The organism is Paraflavisolibacter caeni (genome assembly GCF_025628885.1).
GTDB classification, from domain to species: Bacteria; Bacteroidota; Bacteroidia; order Chitinophagales; family Chitinophagaceae; genus Flavisolibacter; species Flavisolibacter caeni.
In genome coordinates this window covers 1-17,414 of record NZ_JAOTIF010000022.1, presented here as the reverse complement: position 1 = coordinate 17,414, position 17,414 = coordinate 1, and the positions used below count along the sequence as shown (strand labels likewise).

The window sequence follows — 17,414 nt, the reverse complement described above, 5'->3', positions numbered from 1 at the left end:
TCAAATGCCGTTTTTTTTATTTTTTGAACAGTTAGTCTCATTTGCTTACAAATGCTGTTAACTCACCAGTGATCATCCGTAACCTAGGAATCTCTCAGGCAATCTTTATGCTGCAGGTGAACAAAACGTCTTGTAAGTGGTTGACATAGGAAAAGCCACTTGATCTTTCTGAATCATTCTGACCATCTCTATTCCAGCTCCACCAGGCAACCGGGATCGTCAATTTTATAAAGCCTGCAACAGATTATCTCCCTAACTTCCGAAAATTAATTCAATCCAAGCCCAAATGCTCAACCAAAATCAAATCAAATACGATGTTATTATTGCAGGTGGTGGTTTGGCTGGCTTAACGCTTGCCTTACAACTAAAGCAATCAAAGCCTGCCGCCAATATTCTTGTTTTGGAAAAAAGGGCTGAAAGCGCACCTAAAGCCACCCATAAGGTGGGCGAATCATTAAGCGAACTGGGCGCTTATTACCTGCGTGAAGTACTTAACCTCAAAGGCTACTTAACCGACTGCCAGTTACGCAAATTCGGATTCCGCTTTTTCTTTAGTCCTGAACATGCCGGCGATATAACCAAACGTGTTGAAGTAGGATCGAAAATCTTTAACCCCTTCCCTTCACATCAGGTAGACAGGGGACAGCTGGAGAATGACCTGGTGCAACAGGCAACCGGGTGCGGAATTAAGATCGTCTTAGGAGCCAAGGTCACCGGTGTCGAACTATCGCCGGATGGACATACCATTCAATTTGAAAAAGAAGGTAGTCAACACCTCACCGGGTCTAAATGGTTTGTTGATTCAACAGGGAGAAACAGTTTCCTGAAAAGAAAACTGGACCTCGACAAGGACATCGATCATAATATTAATGCCGCTTGGTTCAGGTTGGATGCCAACATTGATGTTGATTACTGGTCGGATGATCTTGACTGGCGCAACTTTATTGATCCGGGACGCAGGCGGCTGGCGACAAACCACCTGATGGGCGAAGGATATTGGGTATGGATCATTCCATTGATCGAAGACAGGACCAGCATTGGAATTGTTGCAGATCCCAGGTATCACCCCTTTTCCGGGTTCAACAGTTTTGAAAAATCAATGAACTGGTTAAGAACACATGAACCGCTTGCGGCAAACATGCTGGAGGAACATAAAAACAAACTGATGGACTTTAAGGTGATGAAGCATTTTGCTTATGACACCAAACAGTTCTACTCCTCGCAAAGGTGGGCTGTTGCAGGCGAAGCCGGCGCTTTTCTTGACCCTTTATATTCACCAGGCTCTGATTTTATCGGGTTAAGTAATACGTGGATCACAGATCTTATCGCCCGCGACCTGGATGGCGAAGACATAGCCCTGCGCTCCCTGGTATATGATCATGCGCATAAACAACTGTTCCGCGGATGGGCATCCATTTATCGCGACATGTATGGCCTTTTCGGTAAAACGCAGATCATGTTAATGAAAATAATCTGGGATTGGGCTACCTATTGGGCGATTCCAAATGTCTTGTTTTCAAATAAGGGGTATACGGATATAGAAGTACTAAAACAATATTCTTCTCCCGGTAATAGCATTGGCCAACGTTTTGCGACCCTTAATGAAAACATGCAGCACCTTTTCCGCACATGGGGAGGGTACCACGTTGAAAAATGTTCCGGTCACCAATTGAATGTTTTTGACCTTACATGCCTCAAACAGCTTCAAGGTGAGATCGGGCAGCAAATAGGTCGCGAAAACTTGATACCCAGGCTCGAATCTAATTTGAAATTACTGGAGCAAATTGCTGCGGAGATATTCAGAAAAGTAAGCAATGAGGTTTTTCATACGCCCATGGATATGAAAGTCGATCCTTACCACATGAAGCTCGATGATGGAAAAGCCGGGCTCCTTGAGAAATCAGGAGCAGCAAATGCCTTACCCGTCGATGATCTCATTAAAATGGATATTGATAAAATGTGGCTGAAAAAAATCAAAACAGCGGAAAATGCATACGGATAATAATGTATCCATGAGAATGGAATACATCCAGAAACTATTCATGGATACAGGCCGGTCTGTTGAGAGCCTTTATGCATTAGACGAGCTCATTACTTTTCTTGACCAGGAACCACCAGGGTTTCGATCAGTGGCTTATGAAGGTGCTTCATTTGAAATCGGGTTAAGAGACTTGAACACCGGTGGGGCATTAAACGACTGGATGCAATTCAGGCAGGCCTGCGCAAAGCAGCATATGTTCCATATCGACATAGGACTTGGATGGGCATTTGCCAAAAAAGACATACAACCCGGCCCATATCTCCAATCAATGAACCCTGCACTAAAATGGATGGTGTTGGATGGAATAGGTTATTACTATGGCCTTTTCAAAGGAAGAAACACGATAAAAAACAAACTTTTACCTGCCGGGATGGAGGGTGAAAGCCTGGAGGGTTTCGACCAGGGGCTTGGAAGGCGGCTATGGTATATGGCCAGGGGAAATGTAAGCGAGGTTTATCATTTGGTCGAAAACTTTCCTGTAATAAGGCACCCGGATTTATTTCGCGGAATTGGAATTGCCTGCGGGTACGTTGGCGGAAATACAGAGGATAATCTCAACTATCTTTCCACAATTTCCGGTAAACATTATAAACAATTACAAATTGGGATCCTGCTTGCAGCCATCAGCCGTATGGCATCCAATTCAGTTAATGAGGATGTGGATATGGCTTGTCGTATAATTTGCAACAGGCCAGTGAACGATATAAAAATTCCTGGCGCCTTGCTTACAAATAATTATTTCTATATTTTCAATCATAATAACGGTCACTTGCCGGCACAGATCCAATCCGAACTTTTGCAAGAAAACTAGCATGAGACGGGAGGGTTTACCAGGTACAAATAAGATTTTTCATGAATAGAAATTTACTCCTTTCCATCGCAGCAATTGTTTTGGTTGTTACAGCCGCCATATTCATCAGTGCTGGGCGGATATATTCGTCAACCGCGCTCATGGCTATAGCGATCATAGCAGTCATGCGGAATTTCAGAGGTATGCAGGTGACAAGATGGGCAAAAGCAAATCCCCGTAAAACCCAGGTACTCATCACTGTTTTGCAAATAGCTATCATTTTCCTGGGACTTTTGATCGGTTATAATTTGAAAGAACTAGGCTACCAGCTAAGTACTACGGCCACTGTTGTATTTGGTACTATTCTGTGCATCGGGTTTTTCTCCATACCCTTTCTTCCGAAAAGAAATACCATTGCCTTGCCTGTTACACTGAACAGGGATAGAATAGCTTACCTGAGTATTATCCTTTCGGCATTTGCACTGATGGTGATCACCGGAAACCGCATTGAAGATCAATTCCCCAATTCGCCATTAAGCCATACTTTAAGCTCAATTGACCAGGCAATTTTTTCCCAGGACCTTCCACCAGCCGATGTGCCGGACCTGGAATTAGCATCTTACAGCAATCAACAGCAGGCAGCATCGATCAATGAAAACGCCTCGATGGTTTCGTTTGCTTCATTCGCCGTTACGGGACACAAATCAGCCACAATCGATCCGGGGAAAGAAGAACCGGGAAAGATAAAACCCGGGAAAAAAGCCAAAAGACTGGAAAGGAAAAAACAGAGAATGATGAAGCAGGTCTTAAAATTAAGAAAGGCTTTTGGTGCCTGGGCAACTGTAGGTACCATATTTCTGGTTCTTTTATTGATCGTGACTACTTGCTCAGGCATTTGCATGATCGCAATTGGCGGTAGTGCAGGGACTGTCGCGTTTGGAGTGGTTCTTATCGCCCTATCCATCTTTGGTATAATAAAGTTAGTGAACAGGAAAAAGAGAATTAAACCAGCCTGATGAATTGTGCATTAATAACCGGGGCTTCCAAAGGCATTGGGCGGGCTATTGCGTTACAACTTTCCAGGGACCACCGCCTGCACATTTTAATCAATTATTCATCGGACTTACCTGCCGCAGAGGAAACGCTGGCCACAATCACCGCTGAGGGCGGCAGCGCCGAACTTCTTAAATTTAATGTTGAAAACAAACAGGAGGTGGACAGCGTGATCAGCAATTGGCAGCAAGAGCATCCGGATGGATTTATCCGCGTTCTTGTAAATAATGCCGGTATTGCAAAGGATACGCTATTCATGTGGATGTCTGAGAAAAATTGGGACGACGTCATTGGCATTTCTTTAAAAGGCATGTTTAATGTGACACAAAATGTGATACGCCAGATGCTGAAAAATAAAACAGGCCGGATCATTAACATGTCGTCGGTGTCAGGTCTCAAAGGCGTTGCAGGACAAACCAACTATTCGGCAGCCAAGGCAGGTATCATCGGTGCCACTAAATCGTTGGCACAGGAAGTTGCCAAAATGAATATTACCGTAAATGCAGTAGCACCTGGCTTTATTGATACAGCCATGTTAAAAGGTGTTGATATGGAAAAGTACATGAAGTCAATTCCCGCAGGCCGGATCGGGCAACCCGAGGAAGTGGCACACCTTGTCAGTTTTCTGGCATCCGAAAAATCTTCTTACATTACCGGGGAAGTGATCCATATAAACGGCGGACTTTATTCCTGATGATCATTCCTAAAGAAAAAATAGAAGACTTTATTCCGCAGCGGCCTCCGTTCATTATGATCGATAACCTTATTGAGGCTTCTGCTGAAACTTTTAGGTCAGATTTCCGGATCTTACCAGGCAATATTTTTCTTGAAAATGATTTACTAAGAGAATTTGCACTGATCGAAAATATTGCTCAAACCAGTTCAGCAGGATTGGCATCGTCCGGTTTATTTTTTGGCAAACAAAAGGCCGATGGATATCTTGGGGGCGTTTCAAAATTGAAATTATATGAACTGCCCAAAGTAAATGAAACCATCTATACAATAGTAAACCTGGTTGCCCGGCTGGAGAATATGTTTTTATTGAAAGGAGTAAATTACTGCGAGGACAGGAAGCTCATGGAATGTGAAATAAAACTGGTTGGCATCTGATACAATTAAGATTAACGAAATGATTATGAGTGATCTGAAATATGAACTTAAAAAACAGATTATCGAAGAACTGAACCTGGAAGACATCCAACCGGAAGATATAGAGGATGATGCGCCCCTGTTTGGAGATGGACTAGGATTGGATTCAATTGATGCCTTGGAACTTGTAGTACTGATGGAAAAATACTACGGGGTAAAAATTACCGATGAGGAAACCGGCAAAAAAGTGCTCGCTTCCATCAACGCTATGAGCGAATTTATCCTTGAACAAAAAGAAAAAAACAAGTGAAAATATTTGTAACAGGTATTGGTGTGGTAAGTGCTATTGGCCAGGATGCTGAACAAAATCTTCGTTCACTCCAATCTCTTACCACGGGACTCAGCAGATCTGCTAACTTCAACCTGATGCTTGGAGAAGTCAGGTTGAGCAATGAGCAACTGATAGAAAAATTGGATCTGCCCAATGAAGATTACTCCCGCACTACGCTGCTGGCAATATTGGCAGCAAAGGAAGCCTGGAGCAACAATAAAATAAACAAGTCGGTACGAACAGGGTTGATATCTGCAACGTCTGTTGGAGGACTGGATCGAACAGAGAAATACTACTTTGAATCACAAACCAGCAAAACAGCCCGCACCTACTCACTAATGACGCACGACAACGGCCGCACAACGGAAAGAGTAGCGGCTGAATTAGGGATTTCCGGTTACATTGGCACCATATCCACCGCTTGCTCATCGGGCGCAAATGCCATTATGCAGGGAGCCCGCCTGTTGGAAGGAAATAAATTGGACAGGGTAGTTGTTGGAGCGTCTGAACCACTGGCAACTTTCGATGTAAAGGGTTTTAGTTCATTGAATATTTTCGACAACGAAATATGCAAGCCTTTTGATGATAAAAGATCGGGGCTAAACCTTGGCGAAGGAGCCGCTTACCTGGTGCTCGAAAATGAACATAGCATTTCCGTTACAGGCAACAAACCACTTTGCATGCTGTCGGGCTGGAATAATGCTACTGATGCTTTCCATCAAACGGCCAGCTCCCCTGATGGAAAAGGAGCCTATCTGGCAATGATCAATGCTTTGGCAAAAGCCGGCATAACTGCAGGCAACATAAATTATGTCAATGCACACGGCACCGGCACCTCTAATAATGACCTGTCAGAATCAATGGCCCTAAGAAATGTGTTTGGTGATGCCATGCCTTCCTTCAGCTCTACCAAAGGATTTACCGGGCATACGTTAGCTGCCGCAGGCGCCATCGAAGCCGTCTATTGTGTTCAATCCATACTGTCGCAGGCACCACTGCCTAATTTGAATTTTTCAACGCCAATGAAAGAAACCAACATGACACCTGAAACCAGTTTCCGTTCAGCAAAAATTGACTATGTTCTTTCCAATTCGTTTGGCTTCGGAGGAAACTGTACTTGCTTAATATTTGGTAAAGCCTGGTAAATGTATATAAACGCAGCATCAACCATATCGCATCAACCCACGTTCAGGAATGCCGGGTTCTCATCGAACCTCAGGAAACTGGATCCATCATCTGGATTGATCACACCCGACTATGGCGATTTTATCCCTGCCATGGAAAGAAGAAGAATGAGCCATGTACAAAAAATGGCCATTGCATGTTCCCTCGATTGTTTGCAACAGGCCGGCATTCAGCAACCTGATGCAATTATTGTAGGCACTAGCATGGGCTGCAGTATCAACACCAAAAACTTTCTCGATAAAATACTGGCTGCAACTAACGGACCCTTATCCCCTACTTCTTTCATCGTATCAACCCACAACACAATAGCCGGGCAAATAGCCCTGTCACTAAAAAATCATGGCTACAATATGACGCACACGCAAAACAGCTTGTCCTTTGAGCAAAGCCTGATCGATGGAATTTTAACCATTGAGAATGGCGCTCAGAATGTACTGGTGGGCGGTGCCGACGAGGAGGAAGACACGATTTATAATATGCGGGCAAGGCTAAAGAATGAAGAGATCCATCTTACTTGTGGCGCCTCTTTTTTCATCTTGTCAAAAAACCAGGATAGCATCACATCTGCCCGGCTTGTCGATGTAGCAAGTTTTGGGCTGATTGATAACACAACCGGAACAATTAAGAATTTCCTGGATACAAATAATACACTGGCAGAAGAAATAGACCTTGTGCTTTTTGCCGTCAGCGATCAGGAGAATAAGAACGATTTGAAATCAATATTCCAACCATGGCAAATGTTCGATTACCAGGAAATCACGGGTACTTATTATACCAACTCCTCCTTTGCAATGCATTATGCTGTTGATATACTATCCAACAAAGGCCATTCTATTTTTGGAGATAAGGTAAAAAACATTCTTGTCTGCAACAATTTAATTCCCGGAAACCTGGGATTAATGCTCCTCAAAAATTAAACCCTGCAAGGTGACCCTGATCAATGACCTGTTTGAAATAATGGAAAATTCTGGTAATGAATCCAGCTTGACCGCAACAATAAAATTACACCCCGGTCATATTATTTATAAGGGTCATTTCCCGGGACATCCCGTAACACCAGGTGTTATCCAGGTCCAAATAGTACAAGAACTGCTGGAAAATCAACTCAAAAGAAAATTGAATTTGATTGAGATGCCCGATTGTAAGTTTTTAAAAGTCCTGAATCCTGCTGAAGTGAAACAACTAACTGTTTCAATTGAATATGCTGGTAAAGATGATCTTTTAAATGTCAAAGCAATAGGCAAAAATGATTCCGGTATTTTCTTCAAGCTCAGTGCAGTTTATCACAAATAATGTTCGAAGCAGTCACCTCACGGCTCTGTCGCGTCTGTTGAAATCTCCAGCTTTTACCTACTAACTTCTTTCTTTTTTTAAATGCCGATTCGATAAGTGGAGTAAACTTATATACCCACCGCTGTATAGTGGCGTGATCTACATCCCTTAGGAATCGGATTATGCAACAATAATATTGCTTTTGTAGCCCTTGCCATCGCAAACGAGATTGCTGTTGTTGACCTTTCAAAAGATAACTTAAAAACCACTGCCAGGTTAGCGCCCCTGACACAGAGAATGGATTTCTCCAGGCCCGATCTGATTGATAGGGATGCCTTGTTATTTAGTGAGTATGTATGGTCTACCATCCATGGTGACAAACCTTTTCCCAAACAGTACTTCGGCGCACACGGAAAGGGCTTAAAAGCCCTCGGTCTGAAAATAGATCCCAGGTTTAAGGATGAAGATGATTAGTCAAGTTTCTTCAAGAGGTCAGCAAATGCCGGCCTTTTTTGTTTCATCAAAAGATATAATCCAACTTTCCTAATCTATTAATTGTACAACACTATTTTCCAAACCACAGTTTTTCAATGCTTCCAAAACCTCAACCTGTGTCTTAGGAGGGTTCTTTAAACTTTTCACCTGGTTGCTCAATGCTTTTTGACATTTGACTTTGTCAAGGTTGATCAGGTTGGAGACAAATTCATCGGGATGCTGAGCATCTACGTCATATTTGTTCAGATATTTAGAAGGAAAATCTTTTAGATTAAAGGTTACGATAACATCCACATTTCCCCTGATCGCAGCTGCGAGCACATGCTTATCTCCTTCATCACGCAATACAACACCACTGATCAGATCTTCATAGTTTACAATATTCGCATCAGGAAATGCAGCATCCATTGCTTCTTTAGCCTTTTCCAAAGATGCCCTTTTCAGATCGGTTCTTTTTGCGAGGAGATTTCTAATCCATTCATCATGGATCTCACTTGTCCACTTTGGCTTAAACAAATCTAAGCTTGCCAGGTGTAATAAGTAATCTCTCAAAGGAGCTGGGTAAAGTACATTTGCATCTAATAGTGCTGTAAATCTCCCAGAATGAATCATTAATATCCTAAATTAAGTTTTTGTGCCTGTCTACTTAAAAAATCTAATTGCTCCTTTCTATTTTTCTTCATTCTCTCTTCATATGCAATAACATCTTTTAACTCAACTCTTCTATGAGCACCCACTTTCTTAAAAGGAATTTCACCTTTTTCAAGAAGCTTTACTAAATGAGGCCTGGATACATTCAACAGATCTGCTGCCTGTTGAGTGCTCACTTGAGAATCTGAAGGAAGTAATGTAATGGACCTCCCTTCTGCCATATTTTTCAATATGTCGAAAAGCAGATAAAGAGCTTTTTTAGGAATTTCCAAAAATTCCCCATTTTCTTGAATTTTGATTTTTACAGAACTACTGTCTTTTCTAATTACTTTTCTCGATGTTTTTTCAATCTTCGAAATAGAAGATTGAGCAATCTTTTGATCTTTTCTGGTAGTTCTTTCTAGTACAGCATCCATAAACCACATTTTCAATCTAAAAGTAGCTAAACGAAATAAACGAAACAAATAATAAGACTAAAAAATGTGCCAAAACAAACCAGAACTACCGCTAAAGGTTTGATGATGCTCTTCCATAGCGCGGTTGGTTAGAGAACCTCGTTTGTGACGGGAGAAGGAAGGATTCCCGCTACCCTGTTCAATAGAGTGTAGTGAGCGAATGGTAACAGCAGAAATTTCCGGTTATAAAACTAAAAATTAATTCTTTTACTTTCCTCTATACTTCTGTCCGCCATTTCTTTTTGTTTGCCTTTTTTAAAATGATAGTGGATGGAAAGTCCAACGGAGGTTTCATCGTACCGAATATTACTGAAGCCATCAATGGCTCCACTTCCGAAAGCAGCTCTTTCGCGGACAGAGGCAAAGATATCGTTCACGTATAGGTGAAGATTCAACTGCTCTTTCAACATTTTTTTACGAACACCGGCTGATACAGACCAAAGAGCGGGAACCTCCATTTGCCCCAGCCCCATTTTACCATTGTAATATCCCGTCACCTGGGCGCTCCACCCTTTTGCCAAAGGAAAACTGTTATTGATACTGAGCGTAGGTGTAAGGGTACTATTTTTCCTGGGCCGGGATGATTCTGTCCATTTGTTTTCCGTATAGAATAACGAACCGCTGCCGCTGATTTTCCACCATTTTGCATCAAGCAGGTTCCCGGCATCGCCCTTTAACCCCAGGGTTTTCCGGCTTACCATATTTTCAGGAATAACCAGCAGGCCACCATTTTCCCTTTCACGGAACCCCTGTGCAATAGCATCATCCGTGCATGTATAAAAAACAGTAACACGGTATAACTTCTTCAGGATATATGCCATTTCTATCTTGTGGGTCAGCTCTGCCTGCAGTCCGGTATTGCCACTAACGAGTATGTATTCATCTACCGTATATCCTGATGGACTCAGGTCACGGTAGTTGGGCCGGGTGATCCTCCGGTTATACGTAACGGATATATCCTGGGTCTCAGTTAGCTGATAGAGCAGCGCCAGGTTAGGAAACAGTTTTGTATCATCCATGCAGTAAGTAGAATCATGGCCACTCCCCTTCAGGTCGAAGGCAGTTCCGCTGATCTGATTGTTTTCGGCTCTCAAACCCGCCACGAAACTCCATCGGCTGAATTTGCCACTCAACTGCAGGTAAGCGGCGTTGTTATGCTCGTTATAGGCGTATATGCTGTTGTTGGTGGTGGCAATCGCACCGGAGAAAGGCTGACGGTATAGGGCCTGGTTATCGATATGAACCCTTACGAGTTTAAGGCCGGATTGAAATTGCAGGTGAGACGGAAGGGGTTTTGAAAAATTAGCTTGAGCTGACCACATCCGCACTTTGTCATCGAACGTTCCAAAGAGCGTATCGTTTCGCAGAGGCAGACTGGCGTTTGTCCGCTGCATCCAACTATGCATCTGTAAATGATCCTGGTGCCGGAAGGAAAGGTGGTCAACTGAAAAATTGAGCTCATTCTTTTTTTCGTCTTTATACACGGTGCACATACCGCCATTGAAGGTCTTTTGCTGAAACCTGCTTTGAGTATTGGTATTGAGCACTGAATCTTCAATAGTGCTGCCGGAAGAAAAACTGGTATAAGAACTGCCCGGTACGCTTCTCTGAAAGAAAACAGTGGCAGCATAAACGTCTACCATAACATATTTTGTCACATCCCAATCAGCCGTAAGTTTGAAGTTGTGGGTTTGGTCCTGGTTGGTTAAAGCCACTTTTTGACTGGCAGTCTTCCTGAAGGTGTCATTGGCCGGGTGGTACTCCCGGTGGAGCGTACCTTTTTTAGCCTTATCCCCATCAAAGAAGGAATAATCCAGGCTGATCCCCGTTAGCTTATTTCTGAAAGTGGTGCGTACGCCCATATCCGCCCTCCCATTCCTCCCCTGCTGATAATTCAGGTGCGATGAAAGAGTAAAGCCCTGTGCAGCAGATCTTTTAAGGCGGATATTGATCATGCCGGCACTTCCGGAGGCATCGTATGCTGCCGAAGGACTGGTCAAAAGTTCAATCTTGTCGACGGAGGTTGCCAAAGTTGCTTTCAACAGGCTCACCAAGGCCATGCCTGAGAGATAGGTTTCTTTGCCATTCACCTGCACATTTACTCCTTTCTGCCCATTCAGGATCAGGGTTCCGTCTTCATTCACCACGAGTCCGGGAATATTTTTGAGGGCTTCAAAAAGATTGCCCTGTGCTGTGAGGATGGACGCGCCGGGCGTAACAATGGTTTTGCCGGCTTCAAACTCTATTGGTCTCCGGGTAGCCGTGATCACCGCTTCTTTTAGTTCCCGGATCGCTCCCCGGAGCATTACCGGACCTACCCGGACAGTCTTACCAACGAATACTTCCACCGGGAACAGTTGATGCTGAAACCCTGACATCGTTACCATCAAATGATAGCCGCCCGCCGGAACGTTCAGCATAAAGCGCCCGGTGCTGTCTGTAGCCGTTCCTGCAACAGAAGATGCGTTGACCGGTTTTTGCAGCACCACAGAAGCGTTGGGTAAAGCCTGTTGGTTCGTATCCAGCACAAACCCTGTAATGCATCCGCTTTGGGCAGTAGCTGTAAAGGACAACAGGCAAGCCAACAGGTATATTGATTTCATAACATCCGTTTTGGAAACGGGTGCAATCTGCAGCATCCTCCCGGAAGGGTACGAATGCAATCATCGGGAAGCCGTTCGAACCTATAGGCTCGTACGATTGTAGCGGGTTTATGAAAAAAATCTAATTGACTTTCAGTGATTTACGATATTCAGTGGGTGTAAGGCTGGTTTGCTTTTTAAAGGCCGTATTGAAGGAAGATTTGGAGTTGTACCCTACTTTTTCCACCAGTTCTTCTATGGTCAGTTTCGAACCGGCATCTTCTTTCAGCAGTTGTTTGGCATACTCAACCCGGTAGGAGGACACGAGTTCAAAGTAGGTTTTATGCAACCGCTCGTTGATCACCTGCGATACATGGTGGGTAGATTGATGGATCTTTTTGGCCAGTCCGCCCAGTGACGAAAGGTTGTCTGCAAAGTAGCGGTTCACTTCCATTTCGTGCCGGATCTTGCTCAATATCTCGTCCTTTTGATCCTCGCCCAACGAAGATTTTTGATATTTGGATACGGGAAAATCCAACACGGAAAAGGGCTGATTGAAATAGGTAGCCGAGCTCGTAATCCTGTAACTGATGATAAATATATAAATACAAAAGTAGGGCACTACGATCATGCCTACATCGCTGGTCATGCCCCATAGTATTTTCAAAGCACTATACAGCAACGCAACCACTATACAATGGACAAAGCTGTTACGGATCATAGCGATCTGTGGCTGGGTGATGTTGAAGAAGGCCTGGTTGACTGATTTCAGTTTTTTCAGAATTACGACCAGGGCTGCCACATCATACGCCAGTAAAGACAGGATAGTCAGTTCGTTCGCATATTGCCTGATGCCTAAAGGATCCTGCGAAAAAGTTGAAACCACTTGAGCGGGCTCCCAGTCCGGGTGTTTTAAACTGATATAGGCATTGTATTTCACCTCATTGGGTTGCGCCAGGTAAAACCAGACATAACAACACCAGAAAACCGGCAATATGAAATGGATCCAGGTACGTCGCTTTTGATCGGGGTAAAGACTGGCCGCTATATACAAATAGAAAAAAGGACCCAGGAAGTAATTGAATGGCTGGCTGAACGAGGTTAAGGCCAGGATCCTGGTAATGTACCCGGTATTGTTGAGAAATTCTTCGAATGCCAGTAGTGCAAATGAAAGCAGGAACAAACCCTGGTACACATTGGCGTAGCTGTGTTTTCTTCCATTGCGGATGATGAAAAATGAGATATAAGCTGCCTGGAAGATGGCAATCAATACAAAAAAATCCAGCAGGTGAATATTCACTTCTGATCTCATCTTCTATCATTTAATACATAACTAAGATATCGTCTTTCATGCAATGATACGAGCTAAACTCCTGGCAATCTTCTCCATAATCCGATGACTATCTCCAAACTTGCACAAAGCATCACAATGCTGCCTGAGCTCAGAGAACAAGATATAATGCATAAAGCATCAGAGAATTCATCAGAGGACTCCAATTTAATTCCAGATAGAGATTTTATAATCAACATGTCAGAAAGCCGAGAGCAGATGATTATCCTTTTTGCCATCAATGCCAGTACTTTTAAAGCGAAGTATCTTAAAGAACTTTCCGGCCTAGATATTTACAATATTGTATTTTCAATATTTTACATCAAATTGCATCAAGTGTATAACTAACTGCTTATGGTACAATTTAATGAGGAAAGTATCCTACAAGCCATTGAGAAAATTGATAGCCAACCGGAATTAAGAAAAGGAAGGGATTCTTTTGAATATGATTTAAAATTCAAGAATAAAACATATCCACCCATACTAGTTCTATCTGAAGCTAGTAAAATTCTGGGCGGTACAGAACTTACATTGAAAGACTTTAATAATTCTACAAAGTCCGCGTTCAAACTTTTAAATGAACATGGTTTTATTGTCGAAAAAAAGAATGCCACGGAGGGCCTAACTCCCAAAGTGTGGGTTGAAAAAACAATTGTAGAAGATAGACCAGATAGAATAGAAGGAGAATATGCGCTTGGAAAACGAATGTGGAGCCCAACAAAAGATAAACGCGGAGCTAACATATATGGATTTATGCGCGAGGTATCTGAAGGAGATATTATTTTACATCTAACAGATAATTATGGATTTACAGGCGTTTCAAAAGTAAAGGATAAATATATAGAAGGTAAAGGTGTCGCTAATTCCAATTGGGAAGGTGATGCTTACTTGGTTGACCTAAAAGAATATGTCGATCTAGTACCGCTTCCCAAATCCAAGATTTTAACCGAAGAAAACAAAAAGCTGCTTTTAGATATTAAATCTAAGCACAACGTATTTTACAATTCAGAACTCACATTGCGTCAAGGAGCTTATATCACCGAATGCCCAAAGCTATTATTCGATTTGATAAACAAGATCTATTATAGCGAAAACCAGTCCTATATTCCATATCTACCGTTCCCTTCTTCCAACGATGTTGATCTACAAACAATTCAAGTAGACGCCCCATTTCAGATTGATGCCTTTGCTACTGATGTTAAAGCAGCAGGCCTCTTACTAAACCCAGATATAATTACAAGATTCATTTGTTCTTTACTCACAAAACCATTTGTAATCTTGACCGGCCTATCAGGATCAGGAAAAACAAAGTTGGCTCAAGCTTTTGCAAAATGGATGTCACTAGATGACAATCAAATCTGCATAGTTCCGGTGGGAGCTGATTGGACCAATAGAGAACCTTTATTAGGTTTTCCTAATGCGTTAGAAACTGGCAAATATGTTCTACCAGAAAATGGGGCACTAAGCCTATTGATTGAAGCAAATAAACCAGAGAATCAGCACAAACCCTACTTCCTCATCTTGGATGAAATGAATCTGAGTCATGTTGAAAGATACTTTGCAGATTTCCTTAGTGTAATGGAGTCAACAGGATCCATACCCTTACATACTCAAACTGCCGAATGGAAAGATCACGTGCCATCTAGTATCAAACTGCCGACAAATCTATTCATAGTTGGAACCGTAAATATCGACGAAACTACCTACATGTTTAGTCCGAAGGTGCTAGATAGGGCAAATGTTATTGAGTTTAGAGTAACTAGGAATGAGCTTGAAACCTTTTTAGATGCCGGTGGAAGGATAGATCTTAACCTAATTGCTGGGAAAGGCGCCGCCATGGCAGAATCATTCCTTGAAAAAGCATCTGATAAAAACTTAATGCAGAGTGATCCAAATAACATCAATTCTAGTCTATTATCATTCTTTGACGAATTAAGAGAACTAGGTGCTGAATTTGGTTACCGCACGGCCTCTGAAATTAAGCGATTCGCTGCTGTTGTTAATAAACTTGAACCCAGTTGGTCAGATGAGAAAGTTATTGATGCCGCTGTAATGCAAAAGCTGTTGCCAAAAGTTCATGGTTCAAGAAGAAAGCTGGAAGATGTGTTAAAGGCCTTAGCATCAATTTGCTTAAGGGATAAAGAAAATATAGACGCTGTAAAACTAGAAGAACTACAGGAGTCTTCGCTAGATGCTTCAATTTGTCGTTACCCTCTTTCCCTGGAAAAGATTGCGCGTATGCAAAGAGGGTTAGTAAACAATGGTTTCACAAGTTATGCAGAAGCTTAAACTTCTAAATTGAACAAGCTAACAATCAATCTGCCTTTGGGTGAGAAAAAATCACTTCAGCTAGAAGTTTTTTCTGAAACTTCTAGCAATGATATTTTCGAAATTAGTGAGGCCGAGGCCAAAGAAAATGGTGAGTCGCCTTATCAAATTTTAGAAGGACATACATACGAGTATGCAATAGAAGAAGGTTATGTATTTGAAGAGATAAACGGGATCCTCACCCAATCAAAAAAACGGAATAATCAAGGGCGGATCAATCCTTGCATATATGTAGGTACGCTCTCCTTAAATGTACTTGAGGAGAAGAGCCGCCAGAAAGTTTCTGAGGTTAAATTAGAGGTGCGATCTGTTAAGTCCGCGTACCGCAGTGATTATCGGACAATGCTTGAAGATATTACAGAGCGGTGTACCGACCTGCTCTTGCAGCCAAACTCACCTGTTACTCAATACTTCACTGCTGACTTTGAAGTAGATTCCAAGACACTTTATCAGCGTTTCGCATTTCTCAAATCCGTTCTCGATTCATCTGAATTCAATGACGCTGTTCATAAATTTATGCAATCCCCTATTACAAAATGGGCTGAAACAGAAATAGAAAGAGACGTAAGAGCACTCAAAAGAATCGATAGTAAGGATTTGCGACAATTTGTAGCTGCAGGTAATAGGATTCCATTACCTGAAAGCCACCACCTACACACTAGTTTACCCACTATACCATCAAGAATCAAGACCTCCTATAAAAAAGAATCAATTAATACGCCCGAAAATCAGTTTGTCCGATATGTGTTGATTTCATTCCTATTTGTCTGCACAGAGATCCGAACGAAGGCTACGAGCCAACGCTTAGCCACTGAGGCCTCTCTATTAGAATTAAAATTGGAAGAATATTTAAGCCATTCTATTTTCAAGGATATTTCCTATCCCAATCTTCTTCCTCTTAATAGCCCTGTTTTACAACGCAAAGAAGGTTATCGCGAAATACTGAGGGCTTGGCTAATGTTTGACCTGGCTGCCAAACTGGTTTGGCTTGGTGGTGAAGATGTGTATGCGGGCAACAAAAAAGACGTGGCAGTGCTCTATGAGTATTGGTTATTCTTTAAGCTGCTTGAAGTCATCAAAGAGCTGTTTCAATTAGATAGTTTATCTGTTGGAGAATTAATAGAAAAAACAAAAGATGGATTAGGGTTAAAATTGAAGCAAGGGCAATACTTACCAGTCAAAGGAGTCTATAAAGCTGAAACAAGAGTACTCAATATTGAGTTTAGCTATAACAGAACGTTCGTAGGGGAGAAGGAGTATCCCAAGGGTGGAAGTTGGTCGAAGAATTTGAGACCTGATTATACACTGAGTATTTGGCCATTTGGAATAGGTGCTAAAGAGGCTGAGGAGCAAGAGTTGATGACGCATATTCATTTTGATGCAAAATATCGTATAGAGGACCTAAAGAGCATCTTTGGCACAGATGACTATTTAGATGAAGAAAAGTTAGATCAAACAAAAGGAACCTTCAAGCGTGCTGACCTGCTGAAAATGCATACATACAGAGATGCAATAAGAAGAACTGCAGGTGCTTACATATTATATCCTGGATCTGAGTCAAAGCAGATCGTTGGATTTCATGAATTGCTTCCAGGGCTCGGGGCTTTTGCTATACGGCCAAACAAAGCAGATGCAGGTATAGCACACTTGAAACGTTTTCTAAGCGAAGTTGTAAATCATTTCTTGAATAGAGCTTCTCAAAGGGAGAAAATGGCACAGAAAACCTATGAGGTGCGTAAATCAACGAGCAAGTGCATATTGTTGACCGGATGGGATGTAAATAGTTTTGCTTTCTGATCTACTTATCATGAA

16 protein-coding genes are annotated in these 17,414 nt (G+C 42.3%); 12 read left to right on the top strand and 4 right to left on the bottom strand.

Features of this window, described 5'->3' with window-relative positions; translation table 11 throughout:
* Positions 1-286 precede the first annotated feature (286 nt).
* The 10 genes from OCK74_RS20935 to OCK74_RS20890 all read left to right on the top strand — a co-directional run bounded on the left by OCK74_RS20935 (position 287) and on the right by OCK74_RS20890 (position 8,235).
* Positions 287-2,002 (top strand): NAD(P)/FAD-dependent oxidoreductase, encoded by a 1,716-nt coding sequence (locus OCK74_RS20935; protein WP_279299042.1) that lies wholly within the window; start codon positions 287-289, stop codon positions 2,000-2,002.
* Positions 1,989-2,852 carry a DUF1702 family protein gene (locus OCK74_RS20930; RefSeq protein WP_279299041.1) on the top strand — a complete coding sequence of 288 codons (864 nt, stop codon included), beginning with the start codon at positions 1,989-1,991 and terminating at the stop codon, positions 2,850-2,852. Before OCK74_RS20935 ends, OCK74_RS20930 begins: the two co-directional genes overlap by 14 nt.
* Positions 2,853-2,893: 41 nt before the next feature.
* Positions 2,894-3,847, top strand: a complete 954-nt coding sequence (locus tag OCK74_RS20925; RefSeq protein ID WP_279299040.1) for a hypothetical protein — start codon at positions 2,894-2,896, stop codon at positions 3,845-3,847.
* Positions 3,847-4,578 (top strand): flexirubin biosynthesis SDR family reductase FlxB, encoded by a 732-nt coding sequence (flxB, locus tag OCK74_RS20920; protein ID WP_279299039.1) that lies wholly within the window; start codon positions 3,847-3,849, stop codon positions 4,576-4,578. The genes OCK74_RS20925 and flxB overlap by 1 nt, the downstream gene beginning before the upstream one ends.
* Complete coding sequence (locus tag OCK74_RS20915; RefSeq protein WP_279299038.1) at positions 4,578-4,994, top strand: hotdog family protein; 417 nt, start codon at positions 4,578-4,580, stop codon at positions 4,992-4,994. The genes flxB and OCK74_RS20915 overlap by 1 nt, the downstream gene beginning before the upstream one ends.
* A 25-nt stretch (positions 4,995-5,019) precedes the next feature.
* Positions 5,020-5,283: a phosphopantetheine-binding protein gene (locus OCK74_RS20910; protein ID WP_279299037.1), complete on the top strand. Its 264-nt coding sequence runs from the start codon at positions 5,020-5,022 to the stop codon at positions 5,281-5,283.
* Complete coding sequence (locus OCK74_RS20905) at positions 5,280-6,449, top strand: beta-ketoacyl-[acyl-carrier-protein] synthase family protein (RefSeq protein WP_279299036.1); 1,170 nt, start codon at positions 5,280-5,282, stop codon at positions 6,447-6,449. The genes OCK74_RS20910 and OCK74_RS20905 overlap by 4 nt, the downstream gene beginning before the upstream one ends.
* A complete protein-coding gene (locus OCK74_RS20900; RefSeq protein WP_279299035.1) occupies positions 6,450-7,406 on the top strand; it encodes a beta-ketoacyl synthase chain length factor in 957 nt (318 codons plus the stop codon). It abuts the gene before it with no gap.
* A gap of 10 nt (positions 7,407-7,416) precedes the next feature.
* Complete coding sequence (locus OCK74_RS20895) at positions 7,417-7,782, top strand: ApeI family dehydratase (protein WP_279299034.1); 366 nt, start codon at positions 7,417-7,419, stop codon at positions 7,780-7,782.
* Between the two features lie 276 nt (positions 7,783-8,058).
* A complete protein-coding gene (locus OCK74_RS20890; RefSeq protein WP_279299033.1) occupies positions 8,059-8,235 on the top strand; it encodes a hypothetical protein in 177 nt (58 codons plus the stop codon).
* Positions 8,236-8,304: 69 nt separating this feature from the next.
* Here OCK74_RS20890 and OCK74_RS20885 read toward each other — a convergent pair whose 3' ends face one another.
* The 4 genes from OCK74_RS20885 to OCK74_RS20870 form a co-directional block, all read right to left on the bottom strand.
* Complete coding sequence (locus OCK74_RS20885) at positions 8,305-8,868, bottom strand: PIN domain-containing protein (protein ID WP_279299032.1); 564 nt, start codon at positions 8,866-8,868, stop codon at positions 8,305-8,307.
* Entirely contained in the window at positions 8,868-9,323 is a 456-nt protein-coding gene (locus tag OCK74_RS20880) for an excisionase family DNA-binding protein (protein WP_279299031.1), read from the bottom strand. Before OCK74_RS20880 ends, OCK74_RS20885 begins: the two co-directional genes overlap by 1 nt.
* A gap of 230 nt (positions 9,324-9,553) precedes the next feature.
* Entirely contained in the window at positions 9,554-11,965 is a 2,412-nt protein-coding gene (locus OCK74_RS20875) for a TonB-dependent receptor domain-containing protein (RefSeq protein WP_279299030.1), read from the bottom strand.
* Positions 11,966-12,086: 121 nt separating this feature from the next.
* Positions 12,087-13,256, bottom strand: a complete 1,170-nt coding sequence (locus tag OCK74_RS20870; protein ID WP_279299029.1) for a helix-turn-helix domain-containing protein — start codon at positions 13,254-13,256, stop codon at positions 12,087-12,089.
* Positions 13,257-13,628: 372 nt separating this feature from the next.
* On the opposite strand from OCK74_RS20870, the gene OCK74_RS20865 reads away from it, so the two are divergent.
* Positions 13,629-15,563, top strand: coding sequence for an McrB family protein (locus OCK74_RS20865; protein WP_279299028.1), 1,935 nt, complete (start codon positions 13,629-13,631; stop codon positions 15,561-15,563).
* Positions 15,564-15,599: 36 nt separating this feature from the next.
* Positions 15,600-17,399: a DUF2357 domain-containing protein gene (locus OCK74_RS20860; protein WP_279299027.1), complete on the top strand. Its 1,800-nt coding sequence runs from the start codon at positions 15,600-15,602 to the stop codon at positions 17,397-17,399.
* Positions 17,400-17,414: the final 15 nt, after the last annotated feature.

Bases quoted from the DNA above. Each gene is read 5' to 3' on its own strand.
- flxB (WP_279299039.1), top strand. From the start codon at position 3,847: ATGAATTGTGCATTAATAACCGGGGCTTCCAAAGGCATTGGGCGGGCT.
- OCK74_RS20910 (WP_279299037.1), top strand. From the start codon at position 5,020: ATGAGTGATCTGAAATATGAACTTAAAAAACAGATTATCGAAGAACTG.
- OCK74_RS20865 (WP_279299028.1), top strand. From the start codon at position 13,629: ATGGTACAATTTAATGAGGAAAGTATCCTACAAGCCATTGAGAAAATT.
- OCK74_RS20915 (WP_279299038.1), top strand. From the start codon at position 4,578: ATGATCATTCCTAAAGAAAAAATAGAAGACTTTATTCCGCAGCGGCCT.
- OCK74_RS20885 (WP_279299032.1), bottom strand. From the start codon at position 8,868: ATGATTCATTCTGGGAGATTTACAGCACTATTAGATGCAAATGTACTT.
- OCK74_RS20900 (WP_279299035.1), top strand. From the start codon at position 6,450: ATGTATATAAACGCAGCATCAACCATATCGCATCAACCCACGTTCAGG.
- OCK74_RS20880 (WP_279299031.1), bottom strand. From the start codon at position 9,323: ATGGATGCTGTACTAGAAAGAACTACCAGAAAAGATCAAAAGATTGCT.
- OCK74_RS20930 (WP_279299041.1), top strand. From the start codon at position 1,989: ATGCATACGGATAATAATGTATCCATGAGAATGGAATACATCCAGAAA.
- OCK74_RS20925 (WP_279299040.1), top strand. From the start codon at position 2,894: ATGAATAGAAATTTACTCCTTTCCATCGCAGCAATTGTTTTGGTTGTT.
- OCK74_RS20875 (WP_279299030.1), bottom strand. From the start codon at position 11,965: ATGAAATCAATATACCTGTTGGCTTGCCTGTTGTCCTTTACAGCTACT.
- OCK74_RS20935 (WP_279299042.1), top strand. From the start codon at position 287: ATGCTCAACCAAAATCAAATCAAATACGATGTTATTATTGCAGGTGGT.
- OCK74_RS20890 (WP_279299033.1), top strand. From the start codon at position 8,059: ATGGATTTCTCCAGGCCCGATCTGATTGATAGGGATGCCTTGTTATTT.
- OCK74_RS20870 (WP_279299029.1), bottom strand. From the start codon at position 13,256: ATGAGATCAGAAGTGAATATTCACCTGCTGGATTTTTTTGTATTGATT.